Origin of the sequence: Paenibacillus sp. FSL M7-1414 (assembly GCF_038003195.1) — a bacterium.
GTDB lineage: Bacteria > Bacillota > Bacilli > Paenibacillales > Paenibacillaceae > Paenibacillus > Paenibacillus amylolyticus.
In genome coordinates this window covers 6,133,911-6,150,112 of the sequence record NZ_JBBOOS010000001.1, presented here as the reverse complement: position 1 = coordinate 6,150,112, position 16,202 = coordinate 6,133,911, and the positions used below count along the sequence as shown (strand labels likewise).

Here is a 16,202-nt window from a genome sequence, read left to right as displayed (position 1 = left end):
CATTCATTGAAATTATGTAGTAATATCAACGATGGAACGTTTTTCTGTTATCGCAGTCCAAGTGCAATAGGAGTGTTCGTTCTACATATATGATCAAATTAACGGAGGGATGGCCCTGTATGGACCCGATGCACCGGATGGAGCAACTCGTTACCGAGCTGAACCAGCATAATTATCAGTACTACACGATGGATCAGCCACAGATCAGCGATAAGGAGTATGATCTTCTGTACGATGAACTGGTTACGCTGGAACAGGAAAGCGGCATGGTTCTGCCAGATTCTCCAACACAACGTGTGGGCGGCGAACTGCTCAAGGGGTTTACCCCACATCGCCATTTATCCTCATTATGGAGTCTGGACAAAGCACAGAATATTGAGCAGCTGCGCAGCTGGAATACCCGTGTACTGAAACTGATTAATGACTATAACAGCAAAAATCCCGATACGCCTTTACCGGAACCAGGTTATGTCATTGAGTTGAAGTTTGACGGATTGACGCTGAACCTGACCTACACCAACGGTGAGTTGGTACAAGCCTCTACGCGTGGTAACGGTACTGTAGGGGAAGGTATTTTGGCACAGGTGAGAACGATCAGATCGGTCCCCCTCAAAATTCCTTACACAAGCGGCACGATTGAAGTACAGGGTGAAGGTATCATGAACTTGTCTGTCTTGGATCGATACAATGAGACCGCGGCAGAACCGCTCAAGAATGCACGGAATGCAGCAGCGGGAGCACTGCGTAACCTGAATCCAAAGGCGACGGCTGAGCGTCGACTGAATGCTTATTTTTATAACGTAGGTTATTCGGATGACATTCAGTTTGCCAATCATCAGCAGATGATGGACTTCCTACGAGAGAATCGTTTCAAAGTGAATCCATCCATTACTTATTTCCATGAGTTTGATGATGTGATGGAACAACTGGCTGCGATTCAAGAGAACCGGGGTCAACTGGACTATCTGATCGATGGAGCTGTTATCAAAATTACGGACATGCGCACTCGCGAGGTACTGGGTTATACCGATAAGTTCCCTCGCTGGGCGGTGGCCTATAAATTCGAGGCAGAAGAGACCACGACGGTTCTTAATGCTGTGGTATGGAATGTGGGCCGTACTGGCAAAGTAACTCCGCTGGCACGCGTAGAACCGGTTGAACTTGCCGGAGTAACGGTACAGAACTGTACGCTGAACAATGTCGGCGATATTGAGCGCAAAAATCTGAAGTTCGCTCTGGGTACACGGGTCTTTATCCGTCGCTCCAACGACGTCATTCCTGAGATTCTGGGTAAAGTGACGGAGGAAAGTGATGGCGAGGAGATCGTCTTCCCTGAGCAGTGCCCTGCATGTGGATTCCCACTGGAGCAACGTGGAGCGCATCTGTTCTGTAACAATAGACTTGCGTGTAAACCGCAAACGGTGGCACGTATTTCCCATTTTGCTTCCCGTGATGCGATGGACATTGAGACATTCAGTGAGAAAACAGCGATTCAGCTGTATGATGAATTGAACGTACGTGAGCCTGCTGACCTTTATACGTTACAGTTTGATGATCTGGTGAAGCTGGAGCGATTTGGGGAAAAGAAAGCGAACAACCTTATCGCTGCGCTTGAGCTTAGTAAAGATAGAGACTTGGCTTCCTTCTTATACTCACTGGGTATTCCGAACACAGGTAAATCGACAACGCGCATGCTGGCTGATCATTATCGAGATCTGCACGCCATTATGAATGCAACCGTGGAAGAACTGGTTGAACTACCCGACGTCGGTGGTATCGTGGCTGAGAGCATCGTAAACTTTTTTGCAGATCCGTTTACACAGGCTGCGATTGAGAAAATGCTCAACTTGGGCGTGAAAGCTCAGGCACCTGAGGCACCAGCCGTTGCTGTTGTGGAAGATTCCTTCTTCAGTGGTAAAACGGTCGTCTTGACCGGAACGCTGCACCAATTGACGCGGGAAGAGGCAACGCAAAGACTGGAAGCGCTCGGAGCGAAGGTGACCGGCAGTGTGTCGAAAAAGACAGATCTGGTGATTGCCGGAGAGAAGGCAGGTAGTAAACTAACCAAAGCTCATGATCTCGGTATTCCAACGATTGAGGATGAGGACGAACTTGTACGTCTTTTGAACCCACAGGGTTAGAGGATAAATGAACAAAAGAGTTCATATAAAAAAAGCCCCCGAAGACACGAATATATGATCGGGGGCTTTTGCTATTTATTGAATTACTTTTACAACGAATGAACGCTCGCCAATTTTATCTTATCTGATCATGACCCACTTAAATTGTTAGGAATGCGTTGAGATGCGCCTGTAAGCCATGCATCCTTGTCATATCCTCGCTCTTCCCAGTAACCGATATGTTCACTGTCGATGAGTTCAATGCGATTCAACCATTTTACTGATTTATAGGCATACATCTGAGGAATGACGAGCCGTACCGGACCGCCAAGATCAGCAGGGATAGGTTTGCCATCATGCATGACAGCGACCATAATATCTTCCATTTGCGCTTGATCCATCGTAATGGCATCCGTATACACACCATCACCGGAATAAAATTTCACACTGTGAGCTTCCGGTTTGACCCCGGCTTGTTTCAAAAGCTGTGCAAGAGAGATACCTTCCCAGGTATTCTTATATACAGACCAGCCCGTTACACAGTGAAAATCACTAACCTGTACGGTGCGCGTCAGCTTCACGAATTGTTCCCAATTCCAAACCTGTGCCCGTTCAACCAGTCCATCAATTCGGAAAGACCAGTTAGCATTGGAGAAGGACGGTATAGGCGTAACCGTATATACGCGGAAATGACCTTCAGCTCCGCCTCCAATGGGAGGTGAAGAGGCAGACAGCGGTTGTGGCAGAGGAACCATACGGTTAGGATCGTTCTCCAGCATGCTATCAATACTATTATCGATCTTGAGATTTCGTCCTACCCAGGATATAAAAGTAGGACCAAGAGTCACGGCGAGACCAACCCCCACAGCAGAACGGATGAAAGCTCGTCGTGTATACAACGGTTGAGGTCGCTCCTCTGATTTGAGGGGATCTCTCTCGGAACTGCGATCAAACTGGGAAGAAGATATAGCAGCCGGAGTTTCTTTTTCATCCGATATTGAATCAGATGGGTCAGCTGTATTTTGAGTTCGTGTTGAAGTTGTAGTGGTTTTAACCGCACGACGTGCAGGATCCTTTAACCATTTGGTCCGAGTGATGGAGTGATAGATAATATAAGGTAAGCCCACCCAAGTCAGCAGGTCATGGATCAAAAGTGCAGCATTCGACCATCGAGGTCCAGCTAGCTTGAACTGCCATAATACAATACCCGAGATGAGCCAGCCTACCAGCAGCGCAAGAACAAAGATGGTGTTCACCCTTTGCCAAGGCCTATTTCGAAGTTGTTTCCAGTGCTTTCCGGCCAAAATCAAGTAATATACTACGGGTGCCAGCATAGCTAGCCCAACGATGATATGTAGCCATTTTAACCAGACACGTCCAATTCCGAGTATCTCGCGCCAAAAGCCGCCTACCAGCATAAGACCTGTTATAGCAAGGATCACAACAATCCAGGCATTCCAAGCATGGATGGAAACCAACTTTTTGCCGTAACCTTTGCGTCTGTTCTTCAACCATTGCTTCAAGTGCGATCACCCCATATAGGTTAGTAATGAGTTTATTCAGAACTTTGATATGTAATAGCTAGCTGTGAATGGAGTACGTGATCTGTGTAAAGGTGCAATGCGAGATGGTTATACGATTGTTCATAGGCTACTTATGAAAGTAGTACACTTGACTGCTTAACCTTATCCCTATATCTATATACCTTATTATAGAGTTTTTGGATCACTTTCTTCAAACCATTAGAAGGGCAGGGATCGTTATCCCGATCGGTACTCTAACTAAAACTCATCTAGATCATTATTACTTGTGGTTATAGAAGGGAGTATTTATAGAAATGAGTTATTTCTTTTATCTGTAATGCACTTTAAGGGTAGCCTTTCACTTGTTCAGAGCATGTGCTAATCTGTCGAATACAGGTTGGAAACAAGACAGCGTAGATGAAGATGATGATATCAAAAGGTTGATTAAAAATGCTTGCTAAATAAACCACTACGTGATATATTATTTCTTGTCGCTTCAAACGAATGATTGTCATAATCATTTGAAAGATGACGAAAACAAAGTGTTGACAGTAAGTTAGTTAACATGATATGATAAGATTCCTGTCCGGTTGACAAACATCAACATAAACGGACATACAAGTTCCTTGAAAACTGAACAAATGGATAGTAACTTTTGATTCACAATGAATCGTCAGATTCAAAATGAGCTTATCGCTCTTTTCAATACTTTATTGGAGAGTTTGATCCTGGCTCAGGACGAACGCTGGCGGCATGCCTAATACATGCAAGTCGAGCGGACTTGAAGAGAAGCTTGCTTCTCTGATGGTTAGCGGCGGACGGGTGAGTAACACGTAGGCAACCTGCCCTCAAGTTTGGGACAACTACCGGAAACGGTAGCTAATACCGAATAATTGTTTTCTTCGCCTGAAGGAAACTGGAAAGACGGAGCAATCTGTCACTTGGGGATGGGCCTGCGGCGCATTGGCTAGTTGGTGAGGTAACGGCTCACCAAGGCGACGATGCGTAGCCGACCTGAGAGGGTGATCGGCCACACTGGGACTGAGACACGGCCCAGACTCCTACGGGAGGCAGCAGTAGGGAATCTTCCGCAATGGGCGAAAGCCTGACGGAGCAATGCCGCGTGAGTGATGAAGGTTTTCGGATCGTAAAGCTCTGTTGCCAGGGAAGAACGCTTGGGAGAGTAACTGCTCTCAAGGTGACGGTACCTGAGAAGAAAGCCCCGGCTAACTACGTGCCAGCAGCCGCGGTAATACGTAGGGGGCAAGCGTTGTCCGGAATTATTGGGCGTAAAGCGCGCGCAGGCGGTCATTTAAGTCTGGTGTTTAATCCCGGGGCTCAACCCCGGATCGCACTGGAAACTGGGTGACTTGAGTGCAGAAGAGGAGAGTGGAATTCCACGTGTAGCGGTGAAATGCGTAGATATGTGGAGGAACACCAGTGGCGAAGGCGACTCTCTGGGCTGTAACTGACGCTGAGGCGCGAAAGCGTGGGGAGCAAACAGGATTAGATACCCTGGTAGTCCACGCCGTAAACGATGAGTGCTAGGTGTTAGGGGTTTCGATACCCTTGGTGCCGAAGTTAACACATTAAGCACTCCGCCTGGGGAGTACGGTCGCAAGACTGAAACTCAAAGGAATTGACGGGGACCCGCACAAGCAGTGGAGTATGTGGTTTAATTCGAAGCAACGCGAAGAACCTTACCAGGTCTTGACATCCCTCTGATCGATGCAGAGATGTATCTTTCCTTCGGGACAGAGGAGACAGGTGGTGCATGGTTGTCGTCAGCTCGTGTCGTGAGATGTTGGGTTAAGTCCCGCAACGAGCGCAACCCTTATATTTAGTTGCCAGCACTTCGGGTGGGCACTCTAGATAGACTGCCGGTGACAAACCGGAGGAAGGTGGGGATGACGTCAAATCATCATGCCCCTTATGACCTGGGCTACACACGTACTACAATGGCCGGTACAACGGGCTGCGAAATCGCGAGATGGAGCCAATCCCAACAAAGCCGGTCTCAGTTCGGATTGCAGGCTGCAACTCGCCTGCATGAAGTCGGAATTGCTAGTAATCGCGGATCAGCATGCCGCGGTGAATACGTTCCCGGGTCTTGTACACACCGCCCGTCACACCACGAGAGTTTATAACACCCGAAGTCGGTGGGGTAACCGCAAGGAGCCAGCCGCCGAAGGTGGGATAGATGATTGGGGTGAAGTCGTAACAAGGTAGCCGTATCGGAAGGTGCGGCTGGATCACCTCCTTTCTATGGAGAATCGTTTCCTGCAACGGAAACATTCAAATATGCAGGTTCTTAGAACCTGCAACAGCAACACAGTTACTTATCCATTTGTTCAGTTTTGATGGAATTTGAGGGGCCATAGCTCAGCTGGGAGAGCGCCTGCCTTGCAAGCAGGAGGTCAGCGGTTCGATCCCGCTTGGCTCCACCAAACAATTTCATCTATTTGGCTTGTTCTTTGAAAACTAGATATCGAAACGAAACAAACGCGAATTAGAACATTCCTTTAAGCTGAACTTGTGTAAACAAGTCAAGTGTATAAAGGTAGTTAAATTGCTTTTGTGATGGTATCCGGTGAGAGCGACTTTTGGCTTTGCGCAAGCAAAACAAGGGAAGCGAGCGACCGAAACCGGAACAAAATGGTTAAGCTACTAAGAGCACACGGAGGATGCCTAGGCGCTAGGAGCCGATGAAGGACGTGGCGAACAACGAAACTGCCTCGGGGAGCTGTAAGCAAGCTTTGATCCGGGGGTGTCCGAATGGGGAAACCCAGCTGGGGTAATTTCCAGTTACTCATAACTGAATACATAGGTTATGTAGAGGCATACCAGGGGAACTGAAACATCTAAGTACCCTGAGGAAGAGAAAACAATAGTGATTCCGTCAGTAGCGGCGAGCGAACGCGGAGAAGCCCAAACCAAAGAGCTTGCTCTTTGGGGTTGTGGGACGTCTCACATGGAGTTACAAAGGAACCGGTTAAGCGAAGAGGTCTGGAAAGGCCCGCCAAAGAAGGTAAAAGCCCTGTAGTTGAAAGTCTGTTCCCTCCGAGACGGATCCCGAGTAGTGCGGGGCACGTGAAACCCCGTATGAATCCGGCAGGACCATCTGCCAAGGCTAAATACTTCCTAGCGACCGATAGTGAAGCAGTACCGTGAGGGAAAGGTGAAAAGCACCCCGGAAGGGGAGTGAAATAGAACCTGAAACCGTGTGCTTACAAAAAGTCAGAGCCCGTTTTAGGGGTGATGGCGTGCCTTTTGTAGAATGAACCGGCGAGTTACGTTCCCGTGCAAGGTTAAGGTGAAGAGCCGGAGCCGCAGCGAAAGCGAGTCTGAATAGGGCGACTTAGTACGTGGACGTAGACCCGAAACCGGGTGATCTACCCCTGTCCAGGGTGAAGGTGCGGTAACACGCACTGGAGGCCCGAACCCACGCATGTTGAAAAATGCGGGGATGAGGTGGGGGTAGCGGAGAAATTCCAATCGAACTCGGAGATAGCTGGTTCTCCCCGAAATAGCTTTAGGGCTAGCCTCGGAAACTAGAGTCGTGGAGGTAGAGCACTGATTGGGTGCGGGGCCCGCAAGGGTTACCAAGCTCAGTCAAACTCCGAATGCCATAGACTTACTTCCGGGAGTCAGACAGTGAGTGCTAAGATCCATTGTCAAAAGGGAAACAGCCCAGACCATCAGCTAAGGTCCCCAAGTGTGTGTTAAGTGGGAAAGGATGTGGAGTTGCACAGACAACCAGGATGTTGGCTTAGAAGCAGCCACCATTGAAAGAGTGCGTAATAGCTCACTGGTCGAGTGACTCTGCGCCGAAAATGTAACGGGGCTAAACACACCACCGAAGCTATGGCTTGATGCTTTGCATCAGGGGTAGGGGAGCGTTGTATAAGGGTTGAAGGTGTACCGTAAGGAGCGCTGGACATTATACAAGTGAGAATGCCGGTATGAGTAACGAAAAGATCAGTGAGAATCTGATCCGCCGAAAGCCTAAGGGTTCCTGAGGAAGGCTCGTCCGCTCAGGGTAAGTCGGGACCTAAGGCGAGGCCGAAAGGCGTAGTCGAAGGACAACAGGTCGAAATTCCTGTACCACCGTAAGCCGTTATGAGCAATGGGGGGACGCAGTAGGGTAGTGACGCGGACTGATGGATGTCCGTCTAAGCAGTAAGGCTGATGTGTAGGCAAATCCGCACATTGTAAGGCTGAGCTGTGATGGGGAGCGAAAATTATAGTAGCGAAGGTCATGATCTCACACTGCCAAGAAAAGCCTCTAGCCAGGTGATGGTGCCCGTACCGCAAACCGACACAGGTAGGCGAGAAGAGTATTCTAAGGCGCGCGGAAGAACTCTCGTTAAGGAACTCGGCAAAATGACCCCGTAACTTCGGGAGAAGGGGTGCCCCGGTAGTGTGAATAGCACGAGGGGGCGCAGTGAAAAGGCCCAAGCGACTGTTTAGCAAAAACACAGGTCTGTGCGAAGCCGTAAGGCGAAGTATACGGGCTGACGCCTGCCCGGTGCTGGAAGGTTAAGGGGAGTGGTTAGGAGCAATCCGAAGCTGTGAACCGAAGCCCCAGTAAACGGCGGCCGTAACTATAACGGTCCTAAGGTAGCGAAATTCCTTGTCAGGTAAATTCTGACCCGCACGAATGGCGTAACGACTTGGGCGCTGTCTCAACGAGAGATCCGGTGAAATTTTAATACCTGTGAAGATGCAGGTTACCCGCGACAAGACGGAAAGACCCCATGGAGCTTTACTGCAGCTTGATATTGAATTTGGGTACGATCTGTACAGGATAGGTGGAAGCCTTTGAAACGTGAGCGCCAGCTTGCGTGGAGGCAACGTTGGGATACCACCCTGATCGTATCTAGGTTCTAACCTGGTACCGTAATCCGGTGCGGGGACAGTGTCAGGTGGGCAGTTTGACTGGGGCGGTCGCCTCCTAAAGAGTAACGGAGGCGCCCAAAGGTTCCCTCAGAATGGTTGGAAATCATTCGAAGAGTGCAAAGGCATAAGGGAGCTTGACTGCGAGACCTACAAGTCGAGCAGGGACGAAAGTCGGGCTTAGTGATCCGGTGGTACCGCATGGAAGGGCCATCGCTCAACGGATAAAAGCTACCCTGGGGATAACAGGCTTATCTCCCCCAAGAGTCCACATCGACGGGGAGGTTTGGCACCTCGATGTCGGCTCATCGCATCCTGGGGCTGAAGTAGGTCCCAAGGGTTGGGCTGTTCGCCCATTAAAGCGGTACGCGAGCTGGGTTCAGAACGTCGTGAGACAGTTCGGTCCCTATCTGTCGTGGGCGTAGGAAATTTGAGAGGAGCTGTCCTTAGTACGAGAGGACCGGGATGGACGTACCGCTGGTGTACCAGTTGTTCCGCCAGGAGCACCGCTGGGTAGCTATGTACGGACGGGATAAACGCTGAAAGCATCTAAGCGTGAAGCCCCCTCAAGATGAGATTTCCCAGTATGTAAGACCCCTTGAAGACGACGAGGTAGATAGGCTGGGGGTGGAAGTGCAGCAATGCATGGAGCTGACCAGTACTAATCGGTCGAGGGCTTATCCAATAGCAAGTGATAATTCGCATGTTTCGTTTCGAATCTAGTTTTCAGAGAACGATCTCTGAAATGTAAGCTATGCTATGCGTTTGGTGGCGATGGCGGAGGGGTTCCACACGTACCCATCCCGAACACGACCGTTAAGCCCTCTAGCGCCGATGGTACTTGGACCGCAGGGTCCTGGGAGAGTAGGACGCCGCCAAGCGAAGAACCACTGCCGATGTTATTCGGTGGTGGTTTTTATTTGTTTATTTTAGGGGATGCGAAAGCATCTCCTATTTGACTTTGTAAGAATCCTCTGACACACTCTAAGGGGTACATATATCACATATCAGGCCATGATTTGGATTGATATAACTCTAGCGAATGGGGTGTAGGACAACATGGAAATTCAGAAATTGACGGTAGATGATTTTGAACCAGCGATGGCACTCTCCGAATATGCTTTTCAAGTAGTAATGAGCGAGGAACAAAAAGAAAAACGGCGCAGTCAATTTTCGTCACAGGATATATGGGGTGTATATGAGGACGGGCAGCTAGGAGCCAAACTTCACATCATTCCTTTCCAAACCTATATTCATGGCAGATCGTTCGAGATGGGCGGTATTGCGGGTGTAGCCACCTGGCCAGAGTATAGACGCAAAGGCTGGGTAGCGGGTCTGCTGAAGCATGCGTTGGAAGAAATGAATCGTAACAAACAGAGCATATCATTCTTGCATCCATTCTCTTTTGGTTTCTATCGGAAGTATGGATGGGAGACGTATGTTGAATTTAAACGTTATAAAGTACCTACAGCTCATTTGCCTCTGAAAAAAGCGACACCTGGAACAATTCGGCGTGGGGATCCGGGCCTCAGCATATTAAAGGAAGTATACAGTGCGTATGCTGAGCGTTATAACGGAACTCTGGTTCGGGATGATGCAAGGTGGGAGAATTCAGTTCTTGTTAATGGGACCAGCCAGAAGGCTGTATATTATGATGAAGCTGATGCAGCACAAGGTTATCTTTTATATGAGGTTAAGGAAAATAAATTTACCATTAAAGAGATCATCTATCTGAATGAAGAGGCTAGGCAAGGGCTGTGGACCTTCATTGCTAACCATGATTCCATGATCCAGGAAGTTACGTTGCAGGCGCCTGCCAGTGATACGCTTGCCTTCCAATTGGATAACCCACGGATTCAGCAGGAGATTGTACCTTATTTTATGGCTCGTATCGTTAGTGTAGAGCAGTTTATATCCCAGTATCCATTTGCAAGCCAGGACTCACCGGTGCAGATTGTTCTTCAGGTAGAAGATGCCCACGCTCCATGGAATGAAGGGATATGGCAATTAAACGTGGCAATGAACGGAACAGCGTCCATATGGAAAACTTCGGAACCAATTACTGATGATCAGACCATTAAGGTGGATATTCAATCCCTTACCGCGGTGCTGATGGGATATCGCAGACCAACGGAAATGGCACGAATCGGAAGAATTCACGGACCGAACACAGCAATCAAGGCTTTGGAACAAGCGATTCCTGAACGGGAAACCTATTTGCTCGATTTCTTCTGATGACTATTCCCACTGCTCCATTTAACTTGATTAGCTTATATAGAAATACGGCGTGATTGAAAGACAAATGGACTTCTCCAGCAATTTTGGAGAGGTTTTTTTGTGTCCGGGGAATATTTCGTGTAAAATCGTAAAAAATGAATAGTGACCCCACTTGGCAAAACCACAAAATATGCTATAATGGTTATAAAGTCAAAGAAAGTCAAAGTCAACTAAAGGTTTAATACTTAAGTAGCTTTCCTTTCTACAATCTGATGCATGATCGCCGATATACGGGATTCATTTCATTGGAGGATCAAGGGAATATTAAAGGACCTTCGTGCTTCCTTCGCTCTCCTGTTGACACCTGTGGAAGCAAGATTCGCTGTTTCCCTGATTGGTTAAATGGGTAGAGAAGGTGTACTCTGTGGGGGCGTGTGGGTCCTTATTGACTTAACGTTTCAGACAGTGGAGGATGATTGGATGCGTAATATCTCTGATATTATCGAACGATATCTGAAGAGTATTTTGCATGAAAGTCCCGAAGGAATGGTTGAAATTCAGCGTAATGATCTGGCAGATCAATTCTCATGTGTACCTTCCCAGATCAATTATGTCATCAGCACACGTTTTACACTCGAGAAGGGATACCTGGTAGAGAGTAAACGCGGCGGTGGTGGTTATGTTCGCATACAGCGCATTGAATTACCGGCCCAATCAGCTCTGCATAATCATTTGCACCATAGTATTGGTGAAGAGATCGGGCAGACAGCTGCCGAAGGTCTGATCTATCAATTGGAAGAAGCGCGCTTCTTGAGCAAGCGGGAAGCCGGGTTGATGCGAGCTGCTGTATCTAGAGAGGTTATATTGGTCAAACTTCCTTACCGGGATCAAATTCGTGCCAGAATGTTGAAGGCGATGTTAATATCTTTGCTCGGTAAATGAAAACTATCGGGGTCAAAGGAGGTACATCAATATGCTGTGCCAAGAATGCAATAAACGTCCGGCGACACTTCATTTTACTAAGATCGTAAATGGAGAGAAGACGGAATTCCATATTTGTGAGTCATGTGCCCGTGAAAAAGGGGAAATGATCCCTGGAACAGCAGGCGGGTTTTCCATTCACAACTTGTTGTCCGGATTGCTTGATTTTGATCCAGCCGGCAAAAGTGGATCGGCAGGAACACCACCTGCAAAAGCTCTTCAATGTGAAGAGTGTGGTATGACGTACGCACAATTTAGTAAGATAGGCCGGTTCGGCTGCAGTTCATGTTATAAATATTTTGACAGTCGTCTGGATCCTTTGTTCAAGCGGGTTCATGGTAATACGTCCCATGTAGGCAAAGTGCCTGCACGAGCTGGTGGTCGCATCAAGGTGAAACGGCAAATTGCTGATCTGAAGCGTGAGCTACAAGAGAGCATCGCACAAGAGGAATTTGAAGAGGCGGCTCAGATCCGTGACCAGATCAGAGGACTTGAAAAAGGAATAGCTCAGGAGTAAAGTTTGTCATGAGTAGGAGGGATGCGTAATGCCTAATCTGCGCTTTACAGAGAAGGCGCTCAGCGACTGGATGCGCAGTGATGCGGCTGATTCCGAAATTGTCATTAGCAGCCGTGTCCGGATTGCACGCAACCTTCAGCATGTTCCGTTTCCGATGCTGGCTTCCAATGAGCAATCGGAAGAGGTGCTGAATAAGCTGAGCGAAGTACTTCAATACGATGACGTTCATGCCTTTGGGGATTTTCATACGTTGGATCTGATCGATATTGACGAACTCGACAAACGGGTGCTGGTGGAGAAACATCTCATCAGTCCAAGTCTTGCGAATGAATCCAGGAATGGTGCGGTTATTCTCAGTGAGGATGAGTCTGTCAGTATTATGATTAATGAAGAGGATCATCTTCGTATCCAGTGCCTCTATCCGGGGTTTCAGGTGAAAGAAGCCTGGGAGAAAGCTTCCGCAATAGATGATGCTTTTGAAGCGCACGTGGATTATGCTTTTGATGATCGCAGAGGATACTTAACTAGCTGCCCTACCAATGTAGGTACAGGTGTCAGAGCATCGGTCATGATGCACTTGCCTGCCCTGGTGATGACACAACAGATTGGTCGTATTCTAACCGCAGTTTCCCAAGTGGGATTGACGGTAAGAGGGATATACGGTGAAGGTAGCGAGGCGATGGGTAACCTGTTCCAGATCTCGAACCAGATTACTTTGGGACAGACCGAACAGGAAGTCATCGAGAACCTGCATGGTGTTGTGTTACAGATGATTGGTCATGAACGTACAGCGAGAGAACGGTTAATTACCGACTCCAGACTTCGGATTACGGATCGGGTCATGCGTTCTTATGGCATATTGTCTCATGCAGCTATTGTTGATTCCAAGGAAGCTGCACAGCGCTTATCGGATGTACGCCTTGGCGTGGATCTCGGATTGTTGGATGGACTGTCTATCACGGTAATGAATGAGTTGAATGTGATGACACAGCCGGGATTTTTGCAGAAAACATTCGGGGAAGATATGCGCACAGATGAGCGTGACATCTACCGAGCTCAGTTGATTCGTGATACGATCAATGCAGCGAAGCAGTCCTAGTTTAACCTGATATTGTATTGAATTATGGTTTCATGCCGCATTGCGGCTTTTATATAATAAGGCATGTACGAATGCCGAATGACTTTATTCGCAGCACGGCTGCAAACAAAAATGATATGAAGAATACGACGGTTATTTCATTACATGACCTCGTTTTATCCAAAACCATGGAGGTGCAGGAGATATGATGTTTGGAAGATTTACGGAACGGGCCCAAAAGGTGCTCGCACTCGCGCAGGAAGAAGCTGTCCGTCTCGGTCATAATAACATCGGTACTGAGCATATTTTGCTCGGCCTCATTCGTGAAGGCGAAGGCATCGCAGCCAAAGCACTGATCGGCCTGGGACTCGGATTGGAAAAAATTCAGGATGAAGTAGAAACGCTAATTGGCCGTGGCCAAGAGCAACCTACCAACATTGCATATACGCCACGTGCGAAAAAAGTAATTGAACTGTCTATGGATGAAGCTCGTAAATTGGGCCACACTTATGTAGGCACAGAGCATATCCTGCTTGGATTGATTCGTGAAGGCGAGGGTGTTGCAGCACGTGTGCTCAATAACCTAGGAATTAGCCTGAACAAAGCACGGCAACAAGTGCTGCAATTGCTTGGCAGCAGTGAAGCTGTATCCAGTCATAATGGAACACCTGCCAATGTCAGCACACCAACGCTGGACAGTCTGGCACGTGACCTCACGGCTTATGCGAGAGAGAACAACCTGGACCCAGTCATTGGACGTAGCAAAGAAATTGAACGTGTCATTCAGGTGCTCAGCCGTCGTACCAAGAACAACCCGGTATTGATCGGTGAGCCAGGTGTAGGTAAAACAGCGATTGCTGAAGGCCTTGCACAAAAAATCATCGCAAATGAGATTCCGGAAACATTGCGCGACAAACGTGTAATGACCCTGGATATGGGTTCTGTAGTCGCTGGAACCAAATATCGTGGTGAGTTCGAAGATCGTCTGAAAAAAATCATGGATGAGATTCGCCAAGCAGGTAACATTGTCCTGTTTATCGACGAATTGCATACCTTGATTGGCGCAGGCGGAGCTGAAGGTGCCATCGATGCTTCTAACATTTTGAAACCGGCTCTGGCCCGTGGAGAATTGCAATGTATCGGTGCGACAACACTGGATGAGTATCGTAAATACATCGAGAAGGATGCAGCGCTTGAGCGTCGTTTCCAACCGATTACTGTAGATCAGCCTTCTCCGGAAGAAGCGATTCAAATCTTGCACGGCTTGCGTGACCGTTATGAGGCGCATCACCGCGTGAAAATTACGGACGAAGCAATTGTGCAGGCGGTTAAACTGTCTGATCGTTACATTACGGACCGTTTCTTGCCAGACAAAGCGATTGACCTGATTGATGAAGCGGGCTCCAAAGTAAGATTGAACTCTTACACGATCCCACCAAACCTGAAACAACTGGAAAGCCGTCTGGAAGATATCCGTAAGGAAAAAGACGCTGCAGTTCAAAGTCAGGAGTTCGAAAAAGCAGCAGCTCTGCGTGATACGGAACAAAAAATCCGTGAAGAGCTGGATGTAACGAAGAACCAGTGGAAAGAGAAACAAGGTCGCACCGATTCCGAGGTTACTCCTGAGGATATCGCACAAGTGGTAGCCAGCTGGACAGGAATCCCTGTGAACCAACTGAAAGAAGAAGAGACACAGCGTCTGATGAATCTGGAGTCTATTCTACATGAACGTGTCATCGGTCAGGATGAGGCAGTGAAGTCTGTCAGCCGTGCGGTTCGTCGTGCTCGTGCGGGACTTAAAGATCCAAAACGTCCGATGGGTTCATTCATTTTCCTCGGCCCTACAGGGGTAGGTAAAACAGAACTTGCTCGTGCTCTGGCTGAAGCGATGTTCGGCGATGAAAATGCAGTAATCCGGATTGATATGTCCGAGTATGGTGAGAAGCACTCGACTTCCCGACTTGTCGGAGCGCCTCCAGGATATGTTGGGTACGAAGAAGGTGGCCAGCTGACAGAGAAAGTTCGTCGCAAACCATACTCCGTAGTCCTGCTCGATGAAATCGAGAAAGCACATCCAGAAGTATTCAATATCTTGTTACAAGTGCTTGAGGATGGTCGACTGACGGATTCCAAAGGTCGCGTCGTTGACTTCCGCAATACGCTGATCATTCTAACATCCAACGTGGGTGCCGAAGCGATCAAACGTAACTCTACACTGGGCTTCACTGCAGTTGTAGATGCGGGAGCAGATTATGACAACATGAAGGGGAAAGTGATGGATGAGCTGAAGAAAAGCTTCCGTCCAGAGTTCCTTAACCGGATTGATGAAATTATCGTGTTCCATTCACTCGAAGAAAAACACATCGCTGAAATTGTTACGCTTATGAGTGAAGAACTTCGTAAACGACTGCTCGAACATGAGGTCGATTTCGAACTCACTGATAATGCCAAGTCGTTCCTTGCGAAGTCAGGCTTTGATCCAGCTTACGGTGCGCGTCCGCTTCGTCGGGCAATCCAAAAGCATATCGAGGACAAATTGTCCGAAGAGTTGCTCACAGGTAACGTAACCAAAGGGGATTCATTGCTCATTGACGAAGAGAACGGTGCACTGTCTGTTACGAAAAAAGACGTGGTCGTTCCGTCCAATGAGGAAATCGAAACTAAATAATATACAGCAAGCTTTGGAGTTAAACTTCAGCTTGTATTGATCCATAATCCTTAATCAAATCCTTCTCGGCTTCGGCCGGGGAGGATTTTTTGCACTTTGGACAGAAGACGGACATGATTATGTCAGGAACATGTGTAAAGTTTGCGATAATCCTTTACGAAAAATCTCAAACAATGGTAAACTTTTAGTAACCCTGCACGTC

General features: G+C 48.1%; 7 protein-coding genes, 1 tRNA gene and 3 rRNA genes. 10 read left to right on the top strand and 1 reads right to left on the bottom strand.

Annotation, left to right across the window (positions count from 1 at the left end; all coding sequences use genetic code 11):
- Nucleotides 1-119 precede the first annotated feature (119 nt).
- Nucleotides 120-2,141, top strand: coding sequence for an NAD-dependent DNA ligase LigA (gene ligA, locus MHH92_RS27005; RefSeq protein WP_047840609.1), 2,022 nt, complete (start codon nt 120-122; stop codon nt 2,139-2,141).
- A gap of 128 nt (nt 2,142-2,269) precedes the next feature.
- Here ligA and MHH92_RS27000 read toward each other — a convergent pair whose 3' ends face one another.
- Nucleotides 2,270-3,643 carry a molybdopterin-dependent oxidoreductase gene (locus tag MHH92_RS27000; RefSeq protein WP_047840608.1) on the bottom strand — a complete coding sequence of 458 codons (1,374 nt, stop codon included), beginning with the start codon at nt 3,641-3,643 and terminating at the stop codon, nt 2,270-2,272.
- 710 nt (nt 3,644-4,353) lie between these two features.
- Here MHH92_RS27000 and MHH92_RS26995 point away from each other — a divergent pair.
- The 9 genes from MHH92_RS26995 to MHH92_RS26955 all read left to right on the top strand — a co-directional run bounded on the left by MHH92_RS26995 (nt 4,354) and on the right by MHH92_RS26955 (nt 16,000).
- Nucleotides 4,354-5,906 (top strand): 16S ribosomal RNA (locus MHH92_RS26995).
- 108 nt (nt 5,907-6,014) lie between these two features.
- Nucleotides 6,015-6,090: transfer RNA gene (locus tag MHH92_RS26990), tRNA-Ala, on the top strand.
- 210 nt (nt 6,091-6,300) lie between these two features.
- Nucleotides 6,301-9,224: ribosomal RNA gene (locus tag MHH92_RS26985) — 23S ribosomal RNA — on the top strand.
- 79 nt (nt 9,225-9,303) lie between these two features.
- A 5S ribosomal RNA gene (rrf, locus tag MHH92_RS26980) occupies nt 9,304-9,420 on the top strand.
- Together the 16S, 23S and 5S rRNA genes with 1 tRNA gene alongside form the textbook arrangement of a ribosomal RNA operon.
- 178 nt (nt 9,421-9,598) lie before the next feature.
- On the top strand, nt 9,599-10,774 hold the full coding sequence (locus MHH92_RS26975; protein ID WP_340907167.1) for a GNAT family N-acetyltransferase: 1,176 nt from the start codon (nt 9,599-9,601) through the stop codon (nt 10,772-10,774).
- A gap of 462 nt (nt 10,775-11,236) precedes the next feature.
- Nucleotides 11,237-11,698: a CtsR family transcriptional regulator gene (locus MHH92_RS26970; RefSeq protein WP_036607135.1), complete on the top strand. Its 462-nt coding sequence runs from the start codon at nt 11,237-11,239 to the stop codon at nt 11,696-11,698.
- 31 nt (nt 11,699-11,729) lie between these two features.
- Entirely contained in the window at nt 11,730-12,254 is a 525-nt protein-coding gene (locus tag MHH92_RS26965) for a UvrB/UvrC motif-containing protein (protein ID WP_036607138.1), read from the top strand.
- A gap of 28 nt (nt 12,255-12,282) precedes the next feature.
- Nucleotides 12,283-13,353, top strand: coding sequence for a protein arginine kinase (locus MHH92_RS26960; protein ID WP_036607140.1), 1,071 nt, complete (start codon nt 12,283-12,285; stop codon nt 13,351-13,353).
- A gap of 184 nt (nt 13,354-13,537) precedes the next feature.
- A complete protein-coding gene (locus tag MHH92_RS26955; protein WP_036607223.1) occupies nt 13,538-16,000 on the top strand; it encodes an ATP-dependent Clp protease ATP-binding subunit in 2,463 nt (820 codons plus the stop codon).
- The last annotated feature ends 202 nt before the right edge of the window (nt 16,001-16,202 follow it).

Excerpts from the sequence above, each read along its gene's own strand:
- MHH92_RS26970 (WP_036607135.1), top strand. The coding sequence starts at position 11,237 with ATGCGTAATATCTCTGATATTATCGAACGATATCTGAAGAGTATTTTG.
- MHH92_RS26965 (WP_036607138.1), top strand. The coding sequence starts at position 11,730 with ATGCTGTGCCAAGAATGCAATAAACGTCCGGCGACACTTCATTTTACT.
- MHH92_RS26960 (WP_036607140.1), top strand. The coding sequence starts at position 12,283 with ATGCCTAATCTGCGCTTTACAGAGAAGGCGCTCAGCGACTGGATGCGC.
- ligA (WP_047840609.1), top strand. The coding sequence starts at position 120 with ATGGACCCGATGCACCGGATGGAGCAACTCGTTACCGAGCTGAACCAG.
- MHH92_RS26975 (WP_340907167.1), top strand. The coding sequence starts at position 9,599 with ATGGAAATTCAGAAATTGACGGTAGATGATTTTGAACCAGCGATGGCA.
- MHH92_RS26955 (WP_036607223.1), top strand. The coding sequence starts at position 13,538 with ATGATGTTTGGAAGATTTACGGAACGGGCCCAAAAGGTGCTCGCACTC.